This window comes from Massilia sp. ZL223 (genome assembly GCF_018119395.1).
Taxonomy (GTDB): domain Bacteria; phylum Pseudomonadota; class Gammaproteobacteria; order Burkholderiales; family Burkholderiaceae_D; genus Telluria.
On the sequence record NZ_JAGPWD010000003.1, the window covers coordinates 45,088 to 65,044 of the forward strand.

The window sequence follows — 19,957 nt, forward strand, 5'->3', positions numbered from 1 at the left end:
ACATGACTAGCCACGTCATTCAAGGCATCGCCGTCGAGGTCGAAGGCGAGGGACCGGTTGTCGTCTGCATCCACGGCTTGGGCGGGACGAGCAATACGTGGACGCCCCTGCTCCCCGCAATGCAGGGCTACCGTATTGTCCGAATCGACTTGCCCGCCAGCGGGCGTTCCGCGATTCCGAGCGACCCGGTCAGCATCGACACCATGGTTAGCGCCGTCGAAGCTGTTTGCGATGAACTGGAGGTGAGTCGGGCGACTTTTCTCGGACATTCGATGGGAACCATCGTCTGCCAGCATCTTGCCACGCGCAACCCGGCCCTGGTGCAGCGCCTGGCCCTGTTTGGTCCGCTGCTGTGTCCGCCTGACGCCGGCCGCCCGGGCATCCTGGCGCGTGCGGACAAAGCGGCTACGGGTGGCATCGCGGCGATGCAAGAGATTGCGGATGCGATCGTTTCAGGGGCTACCGGACGTGAAACCAAGGAGAACGAACCGGTCGTGCTCGCCATGGTGCGCGAGAGCCTGATGCGGCAGACCCCGGAAGGCTATGCGCAATGCTGTATCGCCCTGGCCAAGGCGCGAGCGGCTGCCGTCGAACAGATTAAGGTGCCGACCTTGCTTGTGACCGGAGATCAGGATGGCGTGGCGCCCGCCGCCGCAGTCGAGGAAATGGCCGCACGTATAACGAACAGCCGAATGGTCGTGTTCAAAGCTTGCGGCCACTGGACCACATTCGAGCGTCCGCAAGAATGCATGGACGAGCTCAACGACTTCTTGAACCAAGCCAATTAACGCCTTCCTTGTGTCGAGGGTGGAGGAGACAGAAATGAAAAAGACAGCAATTACGAACGTTGCGATTTTCGATGGAAGCGGCGGAGAGGTGTTCAACGGCGAGATTCTCATCGAAGGAAACCGCATCGTCGAGGTCGCGCATTTTCCCAACAAGCTCGCCGGCCGTGCCGATCAGGTCATCGACGGCAAAGGCAAGTTCCTGATGCCGGGCATGACGGAAGCGCACACGCACTTCTCGTGGAACGACCAGCCAAGCCTTGCGGCCATCCAGATGATGCCGCCTGAAGAGCACATTCTCTGGTGCGTTCAGGTGGCCAAGCGCTACCTCGACATGGGATGGACCTCGGCGCTTGGTGCGGCAGCGGCCAAAGCGCGGCTCGACGTGGTACTGCGCAATGCCATCACTGCCGGCCAATGTGTCGGTCCCCGCTATCTGGCGGGGAGCCAGGAGATCACGACCCTGGGCGGCCTCGGCGACATGACCCTGCCGCACCTGCCGTTCCAGGAACTCAGCTTTGGCCATATCGTCAGCGGTCCTGAAGAGATCCGCAAGGCGGCGCGGATGTTCATCAAATATGGCGTCGACCATCTCAAGATCAATCTGTCCGGCGAATATATCGCAGGCATCGCAGCGGAGCTGTCGCCATTCTCCGACGAAGAAGTCGCCATGCTTGCCGCCGAAGCCAAACGCTATGGCAAGCGGGTGGCGGCCCATGCCCGGTCGAGCGAATCGGTGAAGCAGTGCGTCCGGCACGGTCTCGAGCTGATCTTCCACGCGAGTTTTGCAGACGAGGAAGCGCTCGACCTGCTCGAAGCAAACAAGGACAAGCACTTCGTGGCGCCGGGCATCGGCTGGCTGGTGCGCACCTGCTTCAATGCGTCGGAATACGGCATCACGACGGAAGTGGCGGAAAAGATGGGTTACCGGCGCGAACTGGAAGCGGCATCCGAAACCCTGAGCAAGATGCACAAACGCGGTGTCCGCGTCCTGCCGGGCGGCGACTATGGATTTGCATGGATGCCGCACGGTACGAATGCAAACGACCTGCAGTATTTCGTCGACTATATCGGCATGAGCTCGAAAGAAGCGCTGTTGGCGGCCACCCGTCTGGGCGGCGAACTCATGATGCGCGCCGATGAGTTGGGCCAGATCCAGCCCGGCTATATAGCGGACCTGGTGATGGTCGATGGAGATCCGCTCCATGATCTGCGCATTCTGACCGAACCGTCGCGCATCGCCATGGTCATGCAGGACGGTGTCGTTCACAAGAACCTCCATGACAGCAGCCCGCGCGAAGCTGCACTGCACATTCCCGACAGTGAAAACCCCTTGCGCGACAAGGGCGTCCAGGAAGCCATCCCGGCTTGATGAAGCATCCGGCTGGGGCTAGATCATGTCCCGGCCAACAATCACAAGATCATGGAGACAAGATGAGTAAGATGCACCATGTGGCCCGGGTTGCCCTGGCCGCTGCAGGCTTGACGATGGCCGGAACGAGCGTTGCCGCCGAATTTCAGGTGGCGAACCTGAATGCCCTCTACACCACGCGGTCGAAAGCGGATCCGGTGCTCGGCACCGGCACTGACGACGAACATCTCAAGACCTACCAGTTCGAGTATTTCGCCGGCTTTAAATACGGTGACGTGTACGTGGATGCCGAGGTTTTTCATGGTGATCATGTGGGCGGGGCTGGTGCTGGCTCATTCGGTGGAAGCAGCAGCTTCCAGAACCTGATGGTCTTCAATCCTCGCCTGAGCCTGGGGAAACTCAGCGGCCGCCAGCTTTCGCTCGGTCCGATCATCGATGTTTCCTTGATCGCGAGGTATGAAAGGGCCAGCTATGCCGATTTCCGCTCCTACAACCATGGGGTCTCGTTGAATTTCTCAGTTCCCGGGTTCGCGTATTTCGAAAGTGGACTCCTTCGTCGGAATACGAATTTCTACCGCGGTGAATGGCTGTGGCGTTCGGTGCTGATGTCCAAGCCATGGCCGATTGCCGGGCAACAGCTGCACTTCAACCTTCTCTCCTTGGTCAACGGTGCGGGAAGCAATGGGACCGAGGTGTTCCTCAGGCCGGAGCTCTTGTTGGAGATGGACCCGAAGGGAAGGGTACAACTCGGCCTGCGGTACGAGATCCATCGCTACAAGATCAACGGTGCGAATTATTCACGCAACTCACCAATGCTGATGCTGAAGTGGAACTTGTAACTTCCGCTTGACGATACTGGGCTCGGCCGATAACGCGGCACGACAGCGCATTATCTATCTTCGAGACCCCGGGCAATGGATGACGGCCGACCTTACACCGGAAAGGCACACTTCGATGACTGTTCCCGCCGGACCTGGGCCCAAGCTTGAGCGAGCTCAGGTGGTGAAATACTGTGGTTCTCAACTAAGTCTTTGAAATTGTTGAGTATAATGCGTCCTGCAAAGCCGTCTAGACGGGTTCGACTCCCGTCCTCGCCTCCAAATAAAAATACGAACGGGCCTCAAAATGAGGCCCGTTTCGTTTTTTCGGTTTCCATCTTCGGCATATCTTATTTGGCAAGGGCGGTCCGACGTTCCATCGCTCCACGAGCGGCCCAGCAGGCCGTTGTTAGTATCTTCGTATTTCGATTAGCAGCATCACGAGATGAGGGCCTCGAAAACGCCCAAAATGCTCTTGATCGAAAGATGGGCGCGGACTAAGGTGATATCGACACAGGCGGTTTCGGAGGCTGCGCCGATGGAAGGCCAAGCGAAGAAGCATTGGGATGACGCAACGGTGGGCCCCGGCTTGGCACTTCCCGGAAAGCTGGCTGTGGCGAGCCATTGAGCGCTGCTTGCCAGGCTTGGCCACAGACGCGGTCACCGGCTAATGGCGACACTCTATTGACAGCGAAAAGTATGCATCGGCGGTAGACCTGGATGTCCCCGCAGACTTTCCGGTGAACAGTGCTCCATTGGATGCCATGGGTGAAACCGCATCGATTTCTACAGAGAGGCCCGGTGTGGGGATCGTTCGCCCTAGGCAACGTGGCCCGCATCCCTTCCCTGAGCAGCCTCGAACGGGCCTGATGTTGCCGATCACATGCCGAGTTCGATGACAATCCTGCGGAGAGCCCTGATGAAGCGTAGTTGCATGATCCTGCTAGGACTGCCGGTCGTGGCCTTGGCCGATCCGGTCGTCGTCACCACGCATTCTGCCGGTACCAGCGATGTCGACAGCACCGTCCTGTTCGCACTCGGCTTGAACAGCGCCACGCCGGCGCCCTTGCTTCCTTTTGAACTGACACTCACGTCGGCGTTCGAGCCGGACGCCATGCCTTCCAACCGGGCCGACAACAACGGAGGCGCGGTGGCGATCGACTTCCGGATCGGAGACCAGATCTACCACTACGGCGGCAGCGCCAACAGCTCGGTCAATCGGACCGGCCAGTCCCCCAGCTTCGACGCGTACAGCCACACGATCTTGTTTAACACTCCAGGTCCGCCGGACGCCAGCTACACGGTCCGTTTCTCTCATACGCTGACCTACCTGCCGCACAACCCGGAATCAACTGGACCATTGAGCCCGCTCCAGGCTGACTCGAGCGATGGCATCTATGGGTATTACGCGATCGATGTTTTTCCGAGCAATCCCGATGTGCCACTCCACTGGCAGATGTCCTCCACCACCGATGCGAGGCTGTCCGTCCAGGTGGGTGTGGTGCCGGAGCCGGCACCGCTCGCCCTCATGGCGGCAGGGCTGTTGGTCCTTGGGCTGGGCCGGCATTTGGCCCGGCGGCGATCAACACCTGCGAAATTACTTGTCTCTTGACCTGCATCAAATATTTTTTTGATTGAGCCGTACAGACTTGCGCTAAAAGTCCTTCAACGCAGACGGACAGGAAAGGCGATCATGTTCCGCAAAATCCTGGTTCCTACCGATGGCTCGCCCTTGTCCGACACCGCGGGTAAGGCTGCGGTGTCGCTCGCGCGCGGTTGTGGCGCTGAAATCGTCGCCTTGTCTATCGCCGAGCCAGGCTCCCCGACGGGGCGCGAGCGGGCGCTTGACCTGGCTGCGCGCCGCGCCGCTAGAATCGCCCGCCTGGCCGGGGACGCGGGGGTGCCGCATAGCGAGCTCACCTCCGCCGGATCGCCGGAGTACGAGGAAATCATCCGAATCGCCCTTGAACGACATTGCGACCTGATTTTCATGGCGACACATGGACAGGGAGGCCTGACCAAGCTGATCGCCGCGCGGGTGCCTCAACTGGTGCTCGCCTATTCCCCCTTGCCGGTCATGCTGTACCGGGGGAGCGTCGAACCCGCCTAACAAAACCGGCAGGCGGCCCCTTCCACAACGTCATCCAGGAGTGGACATGTACAAGCGAATTCTGTTTCCGACCGACGGTTCCGAAGCTTCGGGACGAGCCGCCCTGGCCGCCGTCGGCTTCGCCAGGAGCGTCGGGGCCGAACTGGTCGCCATGACCGCGGTACCCGAGTTCCATACCTTCACCACCGACGCGGAAATGCTGGAACAAACCGCGTCCCAGTACGCGGAGGCCAGCAAGGCGCGGGCGGGGCGTCTGCTGGACGAGGTCGCCGAGGCCGCGCGCGATGCGGGTGTGCGCTGCACCTGCCTGCAAGTGGTATCCGATACTCCCTACGAGGCCATCATTGCCACCGCGCGGGCGCAGCACTGCGATCTCATCGTGATGGCTTCACACGGCCGCAGGGGCATCAAGGGACTGCTTCTGGGCAGCGAGACCCAGAAGGTGCTCGTCCACAGCGCGATCCCCGTGATGGTGCACCGCTAGGGCGCCGCCGCGCCAGAAAGGACGACAGCCATGTACAAGCGTATCCTGGTTCCTACCGACGGCTCTGCCGTCTCCGAGAACGCCGTCGCCGCCGCGATCGACTTCGCCCGCGCCTGCGGCGGCGAGATCGTGGCGCTCTCCGTCGCCATGCCCCAGCCGGCGATGCAGTCGGCCGAGGCCGCGATGGTGATCGATGCGGGGCTGGAGATCGACGTCCTGCTCGAGGAGGCGAAAGCGCAGGTCGCGGCCGTCTGCGCACGCGCGCGGAAAGCGGGCGTGACGTGTACCGAGCGCGTCGAACTGTCCATGGATCCCGGTAAGGTGATCGTCGGTACTGCTCGCGAGCAGGCGTGCGACCTGATCTTCATGGGCTCGCATGGCCGGCGCGGGCTGAGCCGCCTGCTGGCGGGCAGCGTCACGCAGGCCGTTCTCGCGTATGCACCGGTCCCGGTCATGGTGTTGCGTCCGGTTCCGGACGACGAACGTGCGCAGGGGTTCGCGCGTCCGTGCCCTGCCGAGCATTCCACGCGATAGGGACAGCCAGTGCGTTTCCATCCACAGTGGCAGGCATGGCGCATGCTTGCAAGCCACGCGAAGCTTGCCGGCAGGGGCGAGGTGCAGGCCGGTGCTCGTCCTGGCCTGGGGCAGCGCTGGCGCGCTGCACGGACGCGCATCCTGGGCACGCTCGACCCGCCCCTCGAGCGCGAGTTCGGCGTCGCCCTCGACCGCAGCATATCCGGCATGCTGCCCGCGCTCGGGGCCGTGTTCGGCATCGCCGTGATCCTGTTCAGCGCCTGGGACTATTGGCTCGATCCGGAGCGCGCAGGCGCCACTTGCCTCGTGCGCCTGGCGCTGGTGCTGGCCGGAGCGGCAGGCTACGCCGAGTGGCACCCTGCCATCCCCGTCGCCTGGCGCTGCGGCTTCGTGTACGGCACGCATACGGGCGCCATGATCCTGAGTTCGGCACTCCTCCCCGGCGGCCTGGTGCTCGCACTGCCGGCGATTACCGGGGCCATGTTCCTGGCGGCCCTGGTCGAGCCGCGCCTGCATCGCTTGTTGTACCTGTTCCCGTTCCCTTCGCTGCTGTTTGCCGTGCTGGCTGCCGCCGTCCTGCCACAGCAGCTCTTCACCAGCAGCCTCCTGCTCTACCTGCTCACGCTTGGGCTGGCGGTGGCCATCGCCGTCGCGCATGGCCGCCTGCGGCGCGGCGCCTTCGCGGCGGAGCATGCGCTCGAGTATGCCGCCCGCCACGACAGCCTGAGCGGACTGCTGGCGCGCGGCTACCTGATCGAGCTCGCCACCCATGATCTCGCGCTGGCGCGGCGGTACAACAGGCCGTTGACGATCAGCATGCTCGATATCGACTACTTCAAGCGCATCAACGACACCTTCGGCCATGCGGCGGGCGACGCACTGATCCGCGCGATCGGCAAGGCATGTTCGGACGAACTGCGCGCCAGTGACTACTTCGGCCGCGTCGGTGGCGAAGAGTTCGTCTGCGTCATGCCCGAGACGCCAGTGGAAGATGCGCTCGCTTGCGCCGAGAGGATGCGCAAGGCTGTGGCGGCCATACGGCTCGAACTTCCCCAAGGCAGCGTCGCGTGCACGATCAGCATCGGCGTCGCGGCGCTCGGGCCCGGCCATGCGCATTTCGACGCCTTGCTGGCCGAGGCCGACGCCGCCCTCTACCGGGCCAAGTCGGGCGGGCGGAACCGCATCGAACTGGCCCTGGATACCGGCCCTGGCAGCTAAGCGGGGACGGCGGTCAGCAGCGCCTCGAGCTTGTCCGGGTCGCGCAGGACGAGTTCACGCTTGTCGAGCTCGATCCACCCCAGGTCGCGAAAACGGGTCAGCAGCCGGCTGACGCTTTCCAGCGCCAGTCCAAGGTGGTTGCCGATATCCGCGCGCGACATGTGCAGGCGAAACCGGTTCGGGGACAAGCCACGTTCGGCATATCTTGCCGAGAGACTCAGCAGGAAGCCTGCCAGCCGTTCGGCCGCCGGGGTATTCGCCTGTATGAGCGCGGCCTGCTCGCGGACGATTTCATGGCTCATGGCGCAGTGGAAGCGCTGCATCAACTGCGATGATGCCCGCAAGGCATCCTGAAATTCGGGATAGGGGATCGCACATACTTCGCTGTCTTCCAGCGCCACCACGGTGCATGCGTGATGCCCGGCGCAGATGGCGTCCAGTCCGATCAGGTCTCCAGCCATATGGAATGCGGTAACGTGTGGCTGGCCGTGGCGGTCGGGACGCGTGGCCTTCAGGTGTCCCAGGCGCACCACATAGAGCGCCACCAAAGGCTGGGCCCTGCGCAACAGGGTTTCGTCGCGTTCCAGGCGGCGGCGATAGCCGGCGAGCACATCGAATGCCCCGGCCCCGCTGGCATCGGCACCCGCAGGCGCGCATGCATCGCGGACGATACAGCGAGGACAATGGGCGGACTGCGGAACCGGGACGGGCGTACGCAGGACGCGAGGAATGCTCATGTGATTCATCCGTTCCCCCTTGAAGGACCACGAAGGCCACGCTTGACCAGTATCTGGCAAAGTCCCCGAAGGGGCAAGCGGAAATACGGATGAGTTTCCCCGCGGGCAGCGTATGGTGAGCTCAGGAAACGGCTCCCTTTATCTATGCGCAATTTGATCTCGGTCAATTCAGATGCATGACTTCCGCGCGCGGAGGATTTACAGTCGATCCGACCACGTCGGTTGAATGCGACAGCGAGAAAGCAATGCGTGAATTGGTTCGGATCTGCGCGGGCACACGCCCCTACATTGCAAGCGGGCTCCGGCCGTGGCTGGGCATCCATGGAGGCTGACGCCGCCGCGGCACCCGAGGGGCTGAGCAGCGAAGATGCGGCGCGGCGCCTGGCGCGAGACGGGCCCAACCGGCTGCCGGATGCGGGGCGACGGCGGTGGCGGCGCATCGCTGCTGACGCGGCGCGCGAGCCCATGTACCTGCTGCTTGCGGGTGCGGCCGTACTCTACCTGCTGCTCGGCGAGCCGCGCGAAGGCGCCTTCCTGCTGGGCATGGTGTGCCTGATGCTATGCATGACCTTGTTCCAGGAAGGACGTACCGAACGCGCGTTGCAGGCACTGCGCGACTTGAGTTCGCCGAACGCCCTGGTGTGGCGCGATGGGCGGGTGCAGCGCGTGCCGGCCACTGCCCTGGTCGAAGGCGACGTGGTCGAGCTGGGCGAGGGGGACAGGGTTCCTGCCGACGGCCTGCTGCTGTCCGCGGCCGGATTGCTGGTCGACGAATCCCTGCTCACCGGGGAGTCGGTCCCGGTCGGCAAGCTGGCGGCGCCGCAGGGGAGTGCCCCGGCCGCCCCGGGTGGCGCCGATCTGCCCTGGGTCTATTCGGGCACCCTGGTGGTGCAAGGCCATGGCCTGGCGCGGATCAGCGCCACCGGTATCCGCAGCGAGATCGGGCGCATTGGCGCAGCCCTCGGCCATATCGAACCGCCGCGCGGGCGCCTGCAGCGCGAGACCACGCTGTTGGCCCGCCGTTTTGCGCTGCTGGGCGCGGTCGTCAGCCTCTCGCTGGTGCTGCTGCTGGTCGCGCGCGGCGGCGACTGGCTGCAAGCCCTGTTGGCAGGGATTGCGCTCTCGATGTCGATGCTTCCGGAGGAATTTCCTGTCATCCTCACGGTGTTTCCGGCCATCGGTGCCTGGCGGCTGGCCCGGCAGCAGGTCCTGACGCGGCGCCTGGCCGCTATCGAGATCCTCGGCTCGACCTCGGTCCTGTGCGTGGACAAGACGGGCACGCTGACCGAGAACCGGATGGCGGTGGCGGCGCTGTGGCGCGACGGAGTCCCCCATGAGCCGGTCGCCGGCGTTCCGATGCCGGCGCTGCACCGGGAACTGCTGGCGTACGCGCTGCGCGCCAGCCGGGAGCTCGGCAGCGATCCAATGGAGGCGGCGTTCTGGCGCCTGGCTGCCAACGCGCTCCCGGACGGCGGCGCGACGCCGCGCGGCTGGTCCCTGGTGCACGAGTACGGCCTGACCCCGCAGCGGCCGGCGCTGGTCCACATCTGGGACCGGGGCGACGGTACCGGACTGGCGGCCGCCAAGGGAGCGCCGGAGGCGATCGCCGCGATGTGCCGCACGGACGAGGCCCGCAGGAACGCTGTCCTCGGCGCGGCGGCGCGGATGGCGGGCGCGGGACTGCGGGTTCTGGCCGTCGCCCGCGCGCCAGCCGGGGGCGGGCCATGGCCGGACGATCCCGCCGGCTTCGGCTTCGAGCTTCTCGGCCTGGCGGCGCTGGCCGACCCCCTGCGCCAGGATATACCGGACGCGGTCGCGGCCTGCCGCGAAGCGGGGCTGCGCATCGTCATGATCACGGGCGACCACCCGCAGACTGCCAGTGCGATCGCGCGCCAGGCCGGCCTCGGCGGCGGCGAGGTGCTGACCGGCGCGCAGATCGAAAGCCTCGACGGCGAGGCGCTGGCGCGCCGGCTCGATGGCGTCGACGTCTGCGCACGCATCGCGCCGCAGCAGAAGCTGCGCATCGTGCAGGCGCTGCAGCGCAATGGCGCCGTGGTGGCGATGACGGGAGACGGCGTCAACGACGCGCCGGCGCTGCGCGCGGCCAACGTCGGCGTCGCGATGGGGCGGCGCGGCACCGACGTCGCGCGCGAGGCGGCCGAGCTGACCCTGCTCGACGACCGGTTCGCCTCGCTGGTCGAGGCGATCGCCTCGGGGCGCCGGATATTCGGCAACATGCGCAAGTCGATGTGCTACGTGATGGCGATGCATGTGCCGATCGCGGGCATGGCCTTGCTGCCGGTCCTGCTGGGCTGGCCCGTCCTCCTCTATCCCTTGCACATCGTGTTCCTCGAACTGGTGATCGATCCCGCCTGCTCGCTGGCCTTCGAGAACGAACCAGCGGAACCCGACATGATGCGGCGGCCGCCGCGGGCGCTCGACGATGCGCTGTTCGGGCGTGAAGCGATTCTCGGCGCAGTGGCGCAGGGCACGTGGGTACTGGCTTTGTTGACCCTCCTGTACGCCTGGGCGCTGTCGCAGCTGCCGGAAGCCGAAGCACGCGCGGTCGCCTTCGCGGGGCTGATCCTGTGCAGCCTTGCCCTGCTGTTGTCGAACCGCCAGCAAGGCGGCGTCCGAGGGACGCTGCGCACAGCCAATCCGGTGTTCTGGACGATTGCCGGGGTGGCGCTGCTGTTGCTGGCACTTGCCGTATTCACGCCTCCGGCGGCGTCCATGCTGCTGCTGGCGCCGCCGGCACCGGCCATGCTGGGCGTCGCCGGGCTGACCGCAATGCTCGCGCTGGCGGGTCTCGAGCTGCGCAAGCTCCGCCTCGCGCGCAGGCGGTAAAGGGCTTGTCAGCGACAACAGGGCGGCTATTGTTGTTGGAGCTTCAGATACCGGCCGACAAGGATTGCAGTCGGATAGAGGATTTCCTCCTCCTGCCGCGCATGCGCCTTCAAGTGTGCGGCGAACGCCACAGCTTCCTTCTTTCCTTCTTTTCGGCCGGCCGCGCGCAGCCGGTCCAGGGCCTGCGCAATCGCCCGGTGTTCCGCCAGCATGGCAGGCATATCGCCCTGCAGAAAAGCTGACATCCAGATGATCTCGGCGGCGTTCGCGGGCCTGCCTCCCGACGCCAGCTCCGCCAGCGCCGCGAGGGGCGGAAGTGCGAACTGTTCCTCCTTGGCGAAGTGAGGTTGAAGCAGCTGCTGCACATTCCGCGCTTCGATCGCGGTCCGCCCCTGCGCCCGGGTCAGCCTGGCCAGTGCGTCGTGGAGTTTGTCGTGTTCCGTAGCTATCGACGGCGGGACCCGGCCGCGCCCTGGTGCTTCCTGTGGCTGTTCGGGGCCCTGCATCCCGGCCATGCAATAGCCGCCCATCGCCGTGCTCGAGAGCGCACAAACTGCCGTGATGCGCAAAATCGTTCTCGTCAGCATGGAGCCTCCTTCGCCTTCGCTGCGGTTCTCAAGACCGGGCCCGGTGGGGCTCCGTCTCGTCGGCGCCCTCGCGGACATCGGGTCTTGCCGCCGGAACAGGCCCGTCGGCAGATGCGCCTCTGGCCGGCGCGTCCTGCCATTGAAGCCACCAGAAACCCAGGACGCAGATCAGCAGGACCACGGCCACGCCGCGCCGTGCGCTGTGTATCCCGTCTTGTGGTGCACCGGACTTGCGTCCGCTGATCATTGCCGCGACCAGGTTTTCACGGTGAACCGCGCTGCCGGCAAGGACCCCGGCCACGTGAACACCGACGATCGCCAGCATGAGGTTGGCAAGGACCTCGTGGAGTTCTTCCATCGTGTCGCCGGCCAGCCCCCTGTCGGTGGCCCAACCGGAGCCGGCAATAATGACGGTCAGGAGCAGAAAGGCGAGAATTGTCATCGCGCCGGCAGGATTATGGCCGACGTAATGTTCGGGCCGGCCACGAAGCAAGCCGCGGAAGTAGCGCAGGATGCTGCCGGGACCGCGGACGAAATCGGTGAACCGCGCATGGTGCGTTCCGATCACGCCCCAGGCGATGCGGAAGACAACCAGCCCAGCCATGGTGTAGCCTAGCGTGACGTGCAACAGGCGCCACTCGTCCAGCTCGGCGGTCAGGTAGGCGCCGGCAAAGCACAAGACCATGAGCCAGTGAAACACGCGCACCGGGGCATCCCAGACGAGGATCTTGCGGGTCGCTGCTACCTTGTCGATCGCTTCGGTATGAAACAGCCGGTGCGTACCCATGCCGGTCTCCTTGAAAGGGGTGGGTCCCAGGATGGCGCGGCGTGCACCCGGGCGCTGTCCATCCCTGGAGCCCTCATTGGCATTAGATGCCACGCCGGGCATGAGTACGTTTGATGCAGGTCAAAATACTTGGTTTTAGTCGAGAGCTACGTTCGGGGCGGGGGCGTCATCATGCATATGAATCGGCGGTTGAATGTGCTCCAGGTGGCAATCTGCGCGCTTGCCCTGGCCACCGGGGGAGCCTTGTACCTGCTCGGCATGGCGCGCCCCGCGACCTGGGTCTGGCTGGGCGGCGCCACTGTTGTGCTCGTTGCGGTGCTGCACAATACCGCCTTGGCCTTGTGGCAGAAGAAATTCGGTCTCGACCTCATCGCGCTGGTATCGATCGTCGGCGCCGTGGCGCTCCAGGAGGCCCTGACCGCGGCGGTCATCGCCTTGATGTTTGCGAGCGGGCGCGCGCTGGAGGACTACGCGGAAAAGCGGGCGCAGGACGAGATGTCCGCACTGCTGAGCCGGGCGCCGAAGCTGGCCAACCGTTATGAACATGGCTCGGTGGTGCAAGTGGCGCTTGCCGCGGTACAGCCGGGCGACAGGCTCCTGGTAAGGCCGGGCGAGACCGTGCCGGTGGACGGTAGGCTGCTCACTGGCGCCACGGTCGATGAATCGAGCCTCACAGGCGAGGCCCTGCCGGTGACATACGGGCCTGGAAACACGGTAGGCAGCGGTGTCGTCAATGCCGGCAATGCCTTTGACTTGCTTGCCACGACCACGGCGGAGGACAGCAGCTTTGCCGGCATCATCCGTCTCGTGCGCGCGGCCCAGGAATCCAGGGCGCCTGCGGCACGCCTGGCGGACCGGTATGCGCTGTTGTTTGTTCCCCTGGCACTCGGGATCGCCGCGATCGCATGGCTCGCGACGGGGGACCCGAACCGGGCCCTGGCCGTGGTCGTGGTCGCCACGCCGTGCCCCCTGATCCTTGCCGTGCCCGTCGCGATCGTCAGCGCGATGTCGCGCTGCGCCCAACGGGGCATCCTGATCAAGCACGGCGGTGCGCTGGAAAAGCTGGCGCAGGTGAACACTATCTTCTTTGACAAGACGGGGACGCTTACCGGCGGCAAGGCCCGGCTGGCCGCTATCGCGGCCGATCCGCTGCTGCAGCCGGAGCACGTGTTCAGGCTGGCGGCATCCCTGGAACAGATGTCCGGCCATGCGATTGCCCAAGCGGTGGTCGGCGCGGCGCTCGAACGGGGAGCGGTCCTGTCGCTCCCCGAAGAGGTGAGCGAGGAGGCCGGCGCGGGACTTTCCGGGTTCGTGGACGGAGCGCTGGTGCGCGTCGGCACCTATCGCTACGTCTCGGGGGATGCGGAGAAACCGGGCTGGGCCGCCAGCGTCCTCGAACGCGCCAGGTATGAGGGCGCTGCCGTGGTCTGCGTCGCCATCGGCGGGCGCTTGAGCGGCGTCTTGCTGATGGCCGATGAGATCCGGCTCGATTCACCCCGGGCATTGCGCCTCTTGCGGGCCTCGGGCGTCACCCGGATCGCAATGCTGACCGGCGACCGTAGCGACGTCGCCGCGACGATCGCGGCGTCACTGGGGATCGATACCATCTTGCCTGAGCAGACGCCGGCATCGAAGCTTGCCGCCATCTCCGCGGCGCGGATCGACGGGGTGACGATGATGGTCGGCGATGGCATCAACGATGCCCCGGCGCTGGCCGCCGCCGACATCGGCGTCGCCATGGGCGCGCGCGGCGCCGCCGCTGCGGCCGAGTCGGCGCAGGTGGTGCTGCTGGTCGACCGTCTCGACCGCCTGGTGTTTGCGATCCGTATCGCCCAGCGGACCCGCAGCATTGCGCTGCAGAGTGTCATTGGAGGCATGGGCATGTCGATCATCGCCATGATCGTTGCGGCTTTCGGCTATCTGCCCCCGGTCGCCGGCGCACTCCTGCAGGAATTGATCGACGTCGCCGTCATCCTGAACGCGCTGCGCGTCCTGCGCCTGGACACGGGAGACGCCGGACGACAGATGCCGCCCCGCGAAGCCAGCCGCTTGAAGGAGGAACATCAGCGCCTGATGCCGGTCATCGATCACGTGGGCTGGCTGGCCGACCGGGTGGACGGCATGCCGGCCGAGGTGCTGCGAAGCGAAATCTCGCAGGTGAATGCAGCGCTTCGCGACCGCATACTTCCCCATGAGTCGAACGATGACGCCGCGCTGTACCCGCAGCTGGCGCGGATGCTGGGCGGCGAGGACCCGATGGCATCCATGAGCAGTACGCATCGGGCGATCTTTCACCTGAGCCGTGTCATCGAGCGGCTCGCCAGCGCCACGCCGCAGGACGGCGAAGCCGGCGAGTCCAGGCGCGAGTTGCGCCGGACCCTGTATGCACTCGACTCCATCCTGAGATTGCATTTCGCCCAGGAGGAAGAGCTCTACCATGCCTTGACATCCTAGGCGAATCAGGCCCCGTGCGGCAGGCCCAGGTTCTGGTTGGCGGGCACGGCCACGTCGATCAGCTTCGGCTTCGGCAGGTTCAGTTCGCCCATGAGCTTGACGAAATCCGCGCGGCTGCGGCCGGCCAGGCGCGCGTTATGGCGCTTTTCCCAGCCGATTGTCGATACCGCCTGGCCTTTGTAGTCGTGGCCCGGCCACATGCGCGTGTCGTCCGGCAATGTAAACAGCTTGGCGTTGACGCTGTCGTACAGCGCGTCGGCGCTGCCGCTCTGGAAGTCGGTGCGCCCGCAGCCGTCGATCAGGAGGGTGTCGCCGGTGAAGACGTTGCCGCGCCAGACATAGCTCATGCTGCCGGCGGTGTGGCCCGGGGTATGGAGGACGGCGATCTCCTCGCCGGCGCCGAAGCGGAGCACGTCGCCGTCCTTGAGTTGCAGCTCGGCGGGTGCGATGCCGCAGCCCGCCGGCACGGCGGCGGCGGCGCCGGTCAGTTCGCGCAGCCGGCCTGCCGAGGTCACGTGGTCGGCATGGGCGTGCGTCTCGAGCACGTAGCGCAGCTTCAGGCCGAGGCGCTCGAGGTGCCGCAGGTCGCGCTCCCAGTGGCGCTCCACGGGATCGATGATGACGGCCTCCGTCTCGCCGGGTGCGGCCAGGATGTAGGTGAAGGTCGAGGATTCGGTGTCGAACAGCTGGATGGGATTCAGGTTCATATCGTTCTCCAAAAGGAAGGGAGGCTGCATTTCAGGCGAGCAGGGCCTTTGCGATCATGCCGGCGGCTACCAGGGCCGAGACCGCGGCGAAGGCCTTTTGCAAGGCTGGTCCCGCCACCCTGGCGGCGAGCGACCGGCCGCCCAGCATGCCGGCCAGGGCGCCGCCGGCAAACGGGACCGCCATCGGCCAATCGATGCCGCCCTGGGCCGCCGACGCCGCGACCCCGGCGGCGGAAATGATGGCGATCACGGCCAGCGAGGTCGCGACCGCCGATTTGATGGGCAGGTCGGTATAGCGCTGCAGGGCGGGCACCATGACGAAGCCGCCGCCCACTCCGAGCAGGCCGGACAAGAAACCGGCAAGCGCGCCGGACAGGCCCAGCGCCCGCGCACAGGGGCGGGTCCAGACGAAGCGGCCGGTCTGTTCGCCGCGCAGGCATACCGGCGCAGCCGCGGACTGGCCCGGGACGGGTAGGGCGGCCTGGCGCCAGGTCCTGGCCGCCACATACAGCAAGGTGAGGGCGAACAGCAGGCCCAGCCAGCGGGCGTCGGCCAGGCGCGCCGCCCACAGCCCGGCCGGCGCCAGCAGCATGCCGGCTGCCGCGACCAGAAGGGCGGCGCGGTAGCGCACCTGCCCGGCGCGCAGCCCGAGGATGGCGCCCAGCGTGGCCGCCATCCCGACCGCCAGCAGGCCGATCGGACCGGCCTGGGCGACCCCGATGCCGGTGCCGAACACCAGCAGGGGCACGGCGAGGATGCCGCCGCCTGCGCCGGTCAGCGCCAGGACCAGGCCGACCGCGAGGCCGAGCAGGGCAGGGATCATGGCGTCCGCCTCAGGCCTTGGCGGCGGCGCGGGCGGCGCCCAGCCGTTCGAGCAGTTCGAACACCCCCATGCCGGCGACCATCGCGGCCGTGAACACGAGCGGCTTGGCGCTGCCGCTCGCCAGCGAGGCCAGCGCCGGGCCGGGGCAGTAGCCCGCCAGGCCCCAGCCGGCCCCGAAGGCGAGCGAGCCCAGCACGAGGCGGCGGTCGATCCGGGTCGCGCTCGGCAGGCGCATGGCCTCGCCCAGCAGCGAGCGTTCGCGCCTGCCGGCCACGCGGAAGGCAAGCAGCCCGACCAGGATCGCCCCGCCCATCACGAAGGCGAGCGAGGGGTCCCAGTTCCCGGCCAGGTCGAGGAAACCGAGCACCTTGGACGGGTCGGTCATGCCCGAGACGATCAGGCCGATGCCGAACACCAGTCCGACGATGAGTGCGCTAAGGATGTGCATGGCGGTGTCTCCAGTCTCAGGTGAACAGGTGGCGCGTGAGGAATACGGTGGCGAAGCCGGCCAGCATGAAGGCGGCGGTAGCCACCAGCGAGCGCGGCGACAGGCGCGAGATGCCGCACACGCCATGCCCGCTGGTGCAGCCGGCGCCATAGCGGGTGCCCACGCCGACCAGCAGGCCGGCGGCGACCAGGGTCGGCCCATCGGCCTCCACGGTGACGGCGGGCGGCGCCGCCAGCAGCGCGTAGGCGAGCGGCGCACTTACCAGGCCGAGCAGGAAGGCCAGGCGCCAGCCGATGTCGCCGCGCGCGGGACGGAGCAGCCCGCCCAGGATGCCGCTGATGCCGGCGATCCTGCCGTTGAGCAGGATGAAGGCGGCGGCCGCCGCGCCGATGATGAGCCCGCCGGCGAGCGAGCTCCAGGGGGTGAAGTGGATCCAGTCGATGTTCATGGTGTGACTCCTTGGGATGGCAGGCAGAACTGCTGGTACAGCACCTGCATGAGCGCCAGCGCTTCATTGCTGTCGATTCGGTAGAAGATCTGCTTTCCTTCGCGCCGCGTGCCGACCAGCTGTTCTTTGCGCAGCACGGTGAGCTGCTGCGACAAGGTCGGCTGGCCGATCCCCAGCAGGGACTCCAGCTCGCCGACGGCGTGTTCGCCCTGGCTCAGCTGGCACAGCAGCATCAGCCGGTCCGGATTGCCCAGGACCTTGAGGAGGGCGCAGGCCTGGGCGGCGGCGGCGCGCATCTGCTGCAAGTCGAGTTGTTGTGTGTCGCGCATAAGGTTCTCCGTCAATCTATTGAATTACATTATATCGACAAACAATCTATTTTTCAATATAATGTAATTTATCGACGCACAGGAGAGCAACATGACGATCCGTTATCTCGGCACGCACTACGCAGTGGCGCTGCAAATCACGCCCGCGGACGTCGGGCGGCTGAAGGAGCAGGGCTTCGCCACCCTGGTCTGCAACCGGCCGGACGGCGAAGGCCCCGGCCAGCCCTCCTTCGCCGAGATCGAGGCGGAAACGATGAAACACGGCATGCGGGCGCTGCACCTGCCTGTCACGCCGGGCAGGATCACGCAGGCCGACCTCGACGCCTTTGCCGCCTGCTATGCAAGCGCGCCCAAGCCGGTCCTCGGCTTCTGCCGTACCGGCATGCGGGCCGAGGCGCTGTGGGAGGGCACGCGGCTCAGGTGATCCGCAAGCTGATTTCCGCGACCGTGCCCTGGCCGTCCGGCTTGCGCCTGATGCGGACCTGGCCGCCGTGCTGGTCGACGATTTCCTTCACGATCGCCAGCCCGAGGCCGAAACCGCCTGCGGGAGCGCCCTGCACGCGATAATATGGCGTGAACAGTTTGGCGATCTCGGCCTCCGGGATCGGCACGCCGTCGTTCGATACCGTCAGGACGGCGGCTTGCCCGCGCCGCGCCAGGGTGACCTGGATGTCGCCGCCGGCGGCGCCGTGCACCGACGCGTTGTCGATCAGGTTCTGCAGCATGCGCCGCAGCTGGGCCGGTTCGCCCAGCACGTGGCAGTCCTGCAAGGCTTCCAGGCCGATGCTCTGGCCGCGCTGGTCGAGAAGCGGTTCGAGGGTGCCGATCACGTCGCAGCAGACTGCCATCAGCGACAGGCGCTCCAGCGGCGCGGCGTCGCCGCCGGAACTGATCCGGCTCAGGGTGAGCAGCTGTTCCGTCAGCCGGCTGGTCCGGCGCGCCGCCGCCAGCGCGGACTCCAGCGATCCGGTGCGCTGGCCTTCGTCTCCCGCGCGCAGCGCATTTTCCAGGTGCAGCTGCACGGCCGCGATCGGCGTGCGGATCTCGTGGGCGGCCGCGTTCAGGAAACGCTGCTCGCGTTCCATCGAGGCGCGGGTTCGGTCCATCAGCTTGTTCAGCTCGGTCACGATCGGCATCAGCTCCAGGGGCGCGGCGTGCAGTTCGACCGGATCGAGCGATTCGGGCTTGCGCGCCGCGATCAGGGTAGCCAGTTCCGACAGCGGGCGGGTGCTGCGCAGGATCAGCCAGTTCAGCACCGCCAGGAGGCACAGGGCGCCCAGCGCCAGCGGCGCCAGGATCGACATGCCGATGCCTTCCGAAAGTTCTTCGCGCACTTCCTCCTTCTCGGCGGCCATGATCCAGACGTCGCCCGAGCGCAGGACGAACACCTCCCACAGCACGCCGCCGATGTCATGCTCGGAAAATCCCGGCCGCAGCGGCGCCAGCGGCGCTTCCGGCGCGGCGGCCGACTTCACCAGTAGCGCCCCATCGCGCCAGACCTGGAAGGCGATCTTGGTCTCGTAGCGGTGGCCGAAGAACTCGGGCAAGTCGCTGGTGCTGGTTTCCAGCTCCTGCGGCAAGGAGATCACGATCGGCCGGCCGACCGTGGCCGACGCCAGCTGCTGCGCCACCAGCGCCTCCAGCACCCGGGCCGAGGTGGCCAGGCGCGCGCTGAACAGCTCGACCGATTCGTGGCGCGCCACCTTGTGGGCGCCGACGCCGATGCCGGCGAAGATCAGCAGGATGCAGGCCAGAGTGCCGAGCACCAGGCGGCGCCGGCCTGAATACGGGCGCCCGCTCATGCGGCCAGGTCGCCGATGCGGTAGCCGACTCCGCGTACGGTCTTGATCGCCTCCGGCCCCAGCTTGCGGCGCAGGTGGTGCACGTACACGTCGATGGTATTGCTCTCGCTGCCTTCACCCCAGCCATACAGGGATTCCTCGAGCTGGGCGCGGTTGAACACGCGCTGGGGGTGCTCGGCCATCTGCTTGAGCAGCATGAATTCCAGGCGCTGCAGCTCGACCGGCTCGCCCCGCCAGCGCACGCTCAGGCTGCCCATGTCCATGGCCAGCGCGCCCAGGGTCAGCTGGTTCACCTGGTGCCCGTTGCGGCGGCGCGCCAGCACCCGCAGCCGCGCCAGCAGCTCGTCCAGCTCGAAGGGCTTGATCAGGTAATCGTCGGCGCCCAGGTCGAGGCCGGCGATACGGTCGCGGGTGGCGTCGCGCGCCGACAGGATCAGCACCGGGATCGGATTGCCGGCGGCGCGCAGTGCCTTGAGCACCGCGATGCCGTCGATCCCGGGGAGGCCGAGGTCGAGCACCATCATGTCGAAATCGTTGTGCGCCAGCGCCGACAGAGCGGCCTCGCTGGTGCCGACGTGTTCGACCGTATATTGGGCCTGGCGCAGGGCGACCTGCAGGCCGCTGCTCAGCAGTTCATCATCTTCGACCAGAAACAGCCTCACATTCT

21 protein-coding genes are annotated in these 19,957 nt (G+C 66.3%); 11 read left to right on the forward strand and 10 right to left on the reverse strand.

The annotated features are described in order from the left end of the window. Positions 1–2: 2 nt before the first annotated feature. From KBW95_RS03010 to KBW95_RS03045, 8 genes are all read left to right on the forward strand, one after another. Positions 3–788 carry an alpha/beta fold hydrolase gene (locus tag KBW95_RS03010; protein ID WP_211523141.1) on the forward strand — a complete coding sequence of 262 codons (786 nt, stop codon included), beginning with the start codon at positions 3–5 and terminating at the stop codon, positions 786–788. Between the two features lie 34 nt (positions 789–822). Further along, positions 823–2,157 carry an amidohydrolase family protein gene (locus KBW95_RS03015; protein ID WP_211527449.1) on the forward strand — a complete coding sequence of 445 codons (1,335 nt, stop codon included), beginning with the start codon at positions 823–825 and terminating at the stop codon, positions 2,155–2,157. Positions 2,158–2,219: 62 nt separating this feature from the next. After that, positions 2,220–2,996: a hypothetical protein gene (locus KBW95_RS03020; protein ID WP_211523143.1), complete on the forward strand. Its 777-nt coding sequence runs from the start codon at positions 2,220–2,222 to the stop codon at positions 2,994–2,996. 898 nt (positions 2,997–3,894) lie between these two features. After that, positions 3,895–4,587: a hypothetical protein gene (locus KBW95_RS03025; RefSeq protein ID WP_211527450.1), complete on the forward strand. Its 693-nt coding sequence runs from the start codon at positions 3,895–3,897 to the stop codon at positions 4,585–4,587. A gap of 81 nt (positions 4,588–4,668) precedes the next feature. Continuing rightward, complete coding sequence (locus tag KBW95_RS03030; protein WP_211523145.1) at positions 4,669–5,085, forward strand: universal stress protein; 417 nt, start codon at positions 4,669–4,671, stop codon at positions 5,083–5,085. 46 nt (positions 5,086–5,131) lie between these two features. Beyond that, the gene (locus tag KBW95_RS03035) at positions 5,132–5,569 is read left to right on the forward strand and encodes a universal stress protein (RefSeq protein WP_211527451.1); all 438 of its coding nucleotides are present in this window, start codon (positions 5,132–5,134) and stop codon (positions 5,567–5,569) included. Positions 5,570–5,599: 30 nt separating this feature from the next. Beyond that, positions 5,600–6,103 (forward strand): universal stress protein, encoded by a 504-nt coding sequence (locus tag KBW95_RS03040; protein ID WP_211527452.1) that lies wholly within the window; start codon positions 5,600–5,602, stop codon positions 6,101–6,103. 9 nt (positions 6,104–6,112) lie between these two features. Continuing rightward, on the forward strand, positions 6,113–7,321 hold the full coding sequence (locus tag KBW95_RS03045; protein ID WP_373888747.1) for a GGDEF domain-containing protein: 1,209 nt from the start codon (positions 6,113–6,115) through the stop codon (positions 7,319–7,321). Here KBW95_RS03045 and KBW95_RS03050 read toward each other — a convergent pair. Beyond that, positions 7,318–8,058 carry a helix-turn-helix domain-containing protein gene (locus KBW95_RS03050; RefSeq protein ID WP_211523149.1) on the reverse strand — a complete coding sequence of 247 codons (741 nt, stop codon included), beginning with the start codon at positions 8,056–8,058 and terminating at the stop codon, positions 7,318–7,320. The two genes, KBW95_RS03045 and KBW95_RS03050, sit on opposite strands and share 4 nt — an antisense overlap. A gap of 321 nt (positions 8,059–8,379) precedes the next feature. Between KBW95_RS03050 and KBW95_RS03055 the strand changes: the two genes are divergently transcribed. Beyond that, positions 8,380–10,905 (forward strand): cation-translocating P-type ATPase, encoded by a 2,526-nt coding sequence (locus tag KBW95_RS03055; protein ID WP_211527453.1) that lies wholly within the window; start codon positions 8,380–8,382, stop codon positions 10,903–10,905. A 26-nt stretch (positions 10,906–10,931) separates the two neighbouring features. On the opposite strand, the gene KBW95_RS03060 is transcribed toward KBW95_RS03055, so the two are convergent. Together KBW95_RS03060 and KBW95_RS03065 are read right to left on the reverse strand one after the other, a co-directional pair. Beyond that, positions 10,932–11,492: a hemerythrin domain-containing protein gene (locus KBW95_RS03060; protein ID WP_211527454.1), complete on the reverse strand. Its 561-nt coding sequence runs from the start codon at positions 11,490–11,492 to the stop codon at positions 10,932–10,934. 28 nt (positions 11,493–11,520) lie between these two features. Next, on the reverse strand, positions 11,521–12,279 hold the full coding sequence (locus tag KBW95_RS03065) for a cytochrome b/b6 domain-containing protein (protein ID WP_211527455.1): 759 nt from the start codon (positions 12,277–12,279) through the stop codon (positions 11,521–11,523). 171 nt (positions 12,280–12,450) lie between these two features. On the opposite strand from KBW95_RS03065, the gene KBW95_RS03070 reads away from it, so the two are divergent. Further along, positions 12,451–14,733 carry a heavy metal translocating P-type ATPase gene (locus tag KBW95_RS03070; protein WP_229429511.1) on the forward strand — a complete coding sequence of 761 codons (2,283 nt, stop codon included), beginning with the start codon at positions 12,451–12,453 and terminating at the stop codon, positions 14,731–14,733. 5 nt (positions 14,734–14,738) lie between these two features. On the opposite strand, the gene KBW95_RS03075 is transcribed toward KBW95_RS03070, so the two are convergent. The 5 genes from KBW95_RS03075 to KBW95_RS03095 are packed head-to-tail and all read right to left on the reverse strand — an operon-like array spanning position 14,739 to position 17,488. After that, positions 14,739–15,440 (reverse strand): MBL fold metallo-hydrolase, encoded by a 702-nt coding sequence (locus tag KBW95_RS03075; protein ID WP_307727632.1) that lies wholly within the window; start codon positions 15,438–15,440, stop codon positions 14,739–14,741. 31 nt (positions 15,441–15,471) lie between these two features. Further along, positions 15,472–16,263 (reverse strand): sulfite exporter TauE/SafE family protein, encoded by a 792-nt coding sequence (locus KBW95_RS03080; RefSeq protein ID WP_211523152.1) that lies wholly within the window; start codon positions 16,261–16,263, stop codon positions 15,472–15,474. 10 nt (positions 16,264–16,273) lie between these two features. Continuing rightward, positions 16,274–16,711: a DUF6691 family protein gene (locus tag KBW95_RS03085; protein WP_211523153.1), complete on the reverse strand. Its 438-nt coding sequence runs from the start codon at positions 16,709–16,711 to the stop codon at positions 16,274–16,276. 16 nt (positions 16,712–16,727) lie between these two features. Next, on the reverse strand, positions 16,728–17,159 hold the full coding sequence (locus KBW95_RS03090) for a YeeE/YedE family protein (RefSeq protein WP_211523154.1): 432 nt from the start codon (positions 17,157–17,159) through the stop codon (positions 16,728–16,730). Then, positions 17,156–17,488, reverse strand: a complete 333-nt coding sequence (locus tag KBW95_RS03095) for a metalloregulator ArsR/SmtB family transcription factor (protein WP_211523155.1) — start codon at positions 17,486–17,488, stop codon at positions 17,156–17,158. Before KBW95_RS03095 ends, KBW95_RS03090 begins: the two co-directional genes overlap by 4 nt. 91 nt (positions 17,489–17,579) lie before the next feature. Here KBW95_RS03095 and KBW95_RS03100 point away from each other — a divergent pair, with 91 nt between their 5' ends. Then, entirely contained in the window at positions 17,580–17,912 is a 333-nt protein-coding gene (locus tag KBW95_RS03100) for a TIGR01244 family sulfur transferase (protein WP_211527456.1), read from the forward strand. On the opposite strand, the gene KBW95_RS03105 is transcribed toward KBW95_RS03100, so the two are convergent. Together KBW95_RS03105 and KBW95_RS03110 are read right to left on the reverse strand one after the other, a co-directional pair. Further along, on the reverse strand, positions 17,905–19,290 hold the full coding sequence (locus KBW95_RS03105; RefSeq protein ID WP_211527457.1) for an ATP-binding protein: 1,386 nt from the start codon (positions 19,288–19,290) through the stop codon (positions 17,905–17,907). The two genes, KBW95_RS03100 and KBW95_RS03105, sit on opposite strands and share 8 nt — an antisense overlap. Continuing rightward, the gene (locus KBW95_RS03110; protein ID WP_211527458.1) at positions 19,287–19,952 is read right to left on the reverse strand and encodes a response regulator; all 666 of its coding nucleotides are present in this window, start codon (positions 19,950–19,952) and stop codon (positions 19,287–19,289) included. Before KBW95_RS03110 ends, KBW95_RS03105 begins: the two co-directional genes overlap by 4 nt. Positions 19,953–19,957: the final 5 nt, after the last annotated feature.

Excerpts from the sequence above, each read along its gene's own strand:
- KBW95_RS03010 (WP_211523141.1), top strand. The coding sequence starts at position 3 with ATGACTAGCCACGTCATTCAAGGCATCGCCGTCGAGGTCGAAGGCGAG.
- KBW95_RS03015 (WP_211527449.1), top strand. The coding sequence starts at position 823 with ATGAAAAAGACAGCAATTACGAACGTTGCGATTTTCGATGGAAGCGGC.
- KBW95_RS03020 (WP_211523143.1), top strand. The coding sequence starts at position 2,220 with ATGAGTAAGATGCACCATGTGGCCCGGGTTGCCCTGGCCGCTGCAGGC.
- KBW95_RS03025 (WP_211527450.1), top strand. The coding sequence starts at position 3,895 with ATGAAGCGTAGTTGCATGATCCTGCTAGGACTGCCGGTCGTGGCCTTG.
- KBW95_RS03030 (WP_211523145.1), top strand. The coding sequence starts at position 4,669 with ATGTTCCGCAAAATCCTGGTTCCTACCGATGGCTCGCCCTTGTCCGAC.
- KBW95_RS03035 (WP_211527451.1), top strand. The coding sequence starts at position 5,132 with ATGTACAAGCGAATTCTGTTTCCGACCGACGGTTCCGAAGCTTCGGGA.
- KBW95_RS03040 (WP_211527452.1), top strand. The coding sequence starts at position 5,600 with ATGTACAAGCGTATCCTGGTTCCTACCGACGGCTCTGCCGTCTCCGAG.
- KBW95_RS03050 (WP_211523149.1), bottom strand. The coding sequence starts at position 8,058 with ATGAGCATTCCTCGCGTCCTGCGTACGCCCGTCCCGGTTCCGCAGTCC.
- KBW95_RS03055 (WP_211527453.1), top strand. The coding sequence starts at position 8,380 with ATGGAGGCTGACGCCGCCGCGGCACCCGAGGGGCTGAGCAGCGAAGAT.
- KBW95_RS03060 (WP_211527454.1), bottom strand. The coding sequence starts at position 11,492 with ATGCTGACGAGAACGATTTTGCGCATCACGGCAGTTTGTGCGCTCTCG.
- KBW95_RS03065 (WP_211527455.1), bottom strand. The coding sequence starts at position 12,279 with ATGGGTACGCACCGGCTGTTTCATACCGAAGCGATCGACAAGGTAGCA.
- KBW95_RS03070 (WP_229429511.1), top strand. The coding sequence starts at position 12,451 with ATGCATATGAATCGGCGGTTGAATGTGCTCCAGGTGGCAATCTGCGCG.
- KBW95_RS03075 (WP_307727632.1), bottom strand. The coding sequence starts at position 15,440 with ATGAACCTGAATCCCATCCAGCTGTTCGACACCGAATCCTCGACCTTC.
- KBW95_RS03080 (WP_211523152.1), bottom strand. The coding sequence starts at position 16,263 with ATGATCCCTGCCCTGCTCGGCCTCGCGGTCGGCCTGGTCCTGGCGCTG.
- KBW95_RS03085 (WP_211523153.1), bottom strand. The coding sequence starts at position 16,711 with ATGCACATCCTTAGCGCACTCATCGTCGGACTGGTGTTCGGCATCGGC.
- KBW95_RS03090 (WP_211523154.1), bottom strand. The coding sequence starts at position 17,159 with ATGAACATCGACTGGATCCACTTCACCCCCTGGAGCTCGCTCGCCGGC.
- KBW95_RS03095 (WP_211523155.1), bottom strand. The coding sequence starts at position 17,488 with ATGCGCGACACACAACAACTCGACTTGCAGCAGATGCGCGCCGCCGCC.
- KBW95_RS03100 (WP_211527456.1), top strand. The coding sequence starts at position 17,580 with ATGACGATCCGTTATCTCGGCACGCACTACGCAGTGGCGCTGCAAATC.
- KBW95_RS03105 (WP_211527457.1), bottom strand. The coding sequence starts at position 19,290 with ATGAGCGGGCGCCCGTATTCAGGCCGGCGCCGCCTGGTGCTCGGCACT.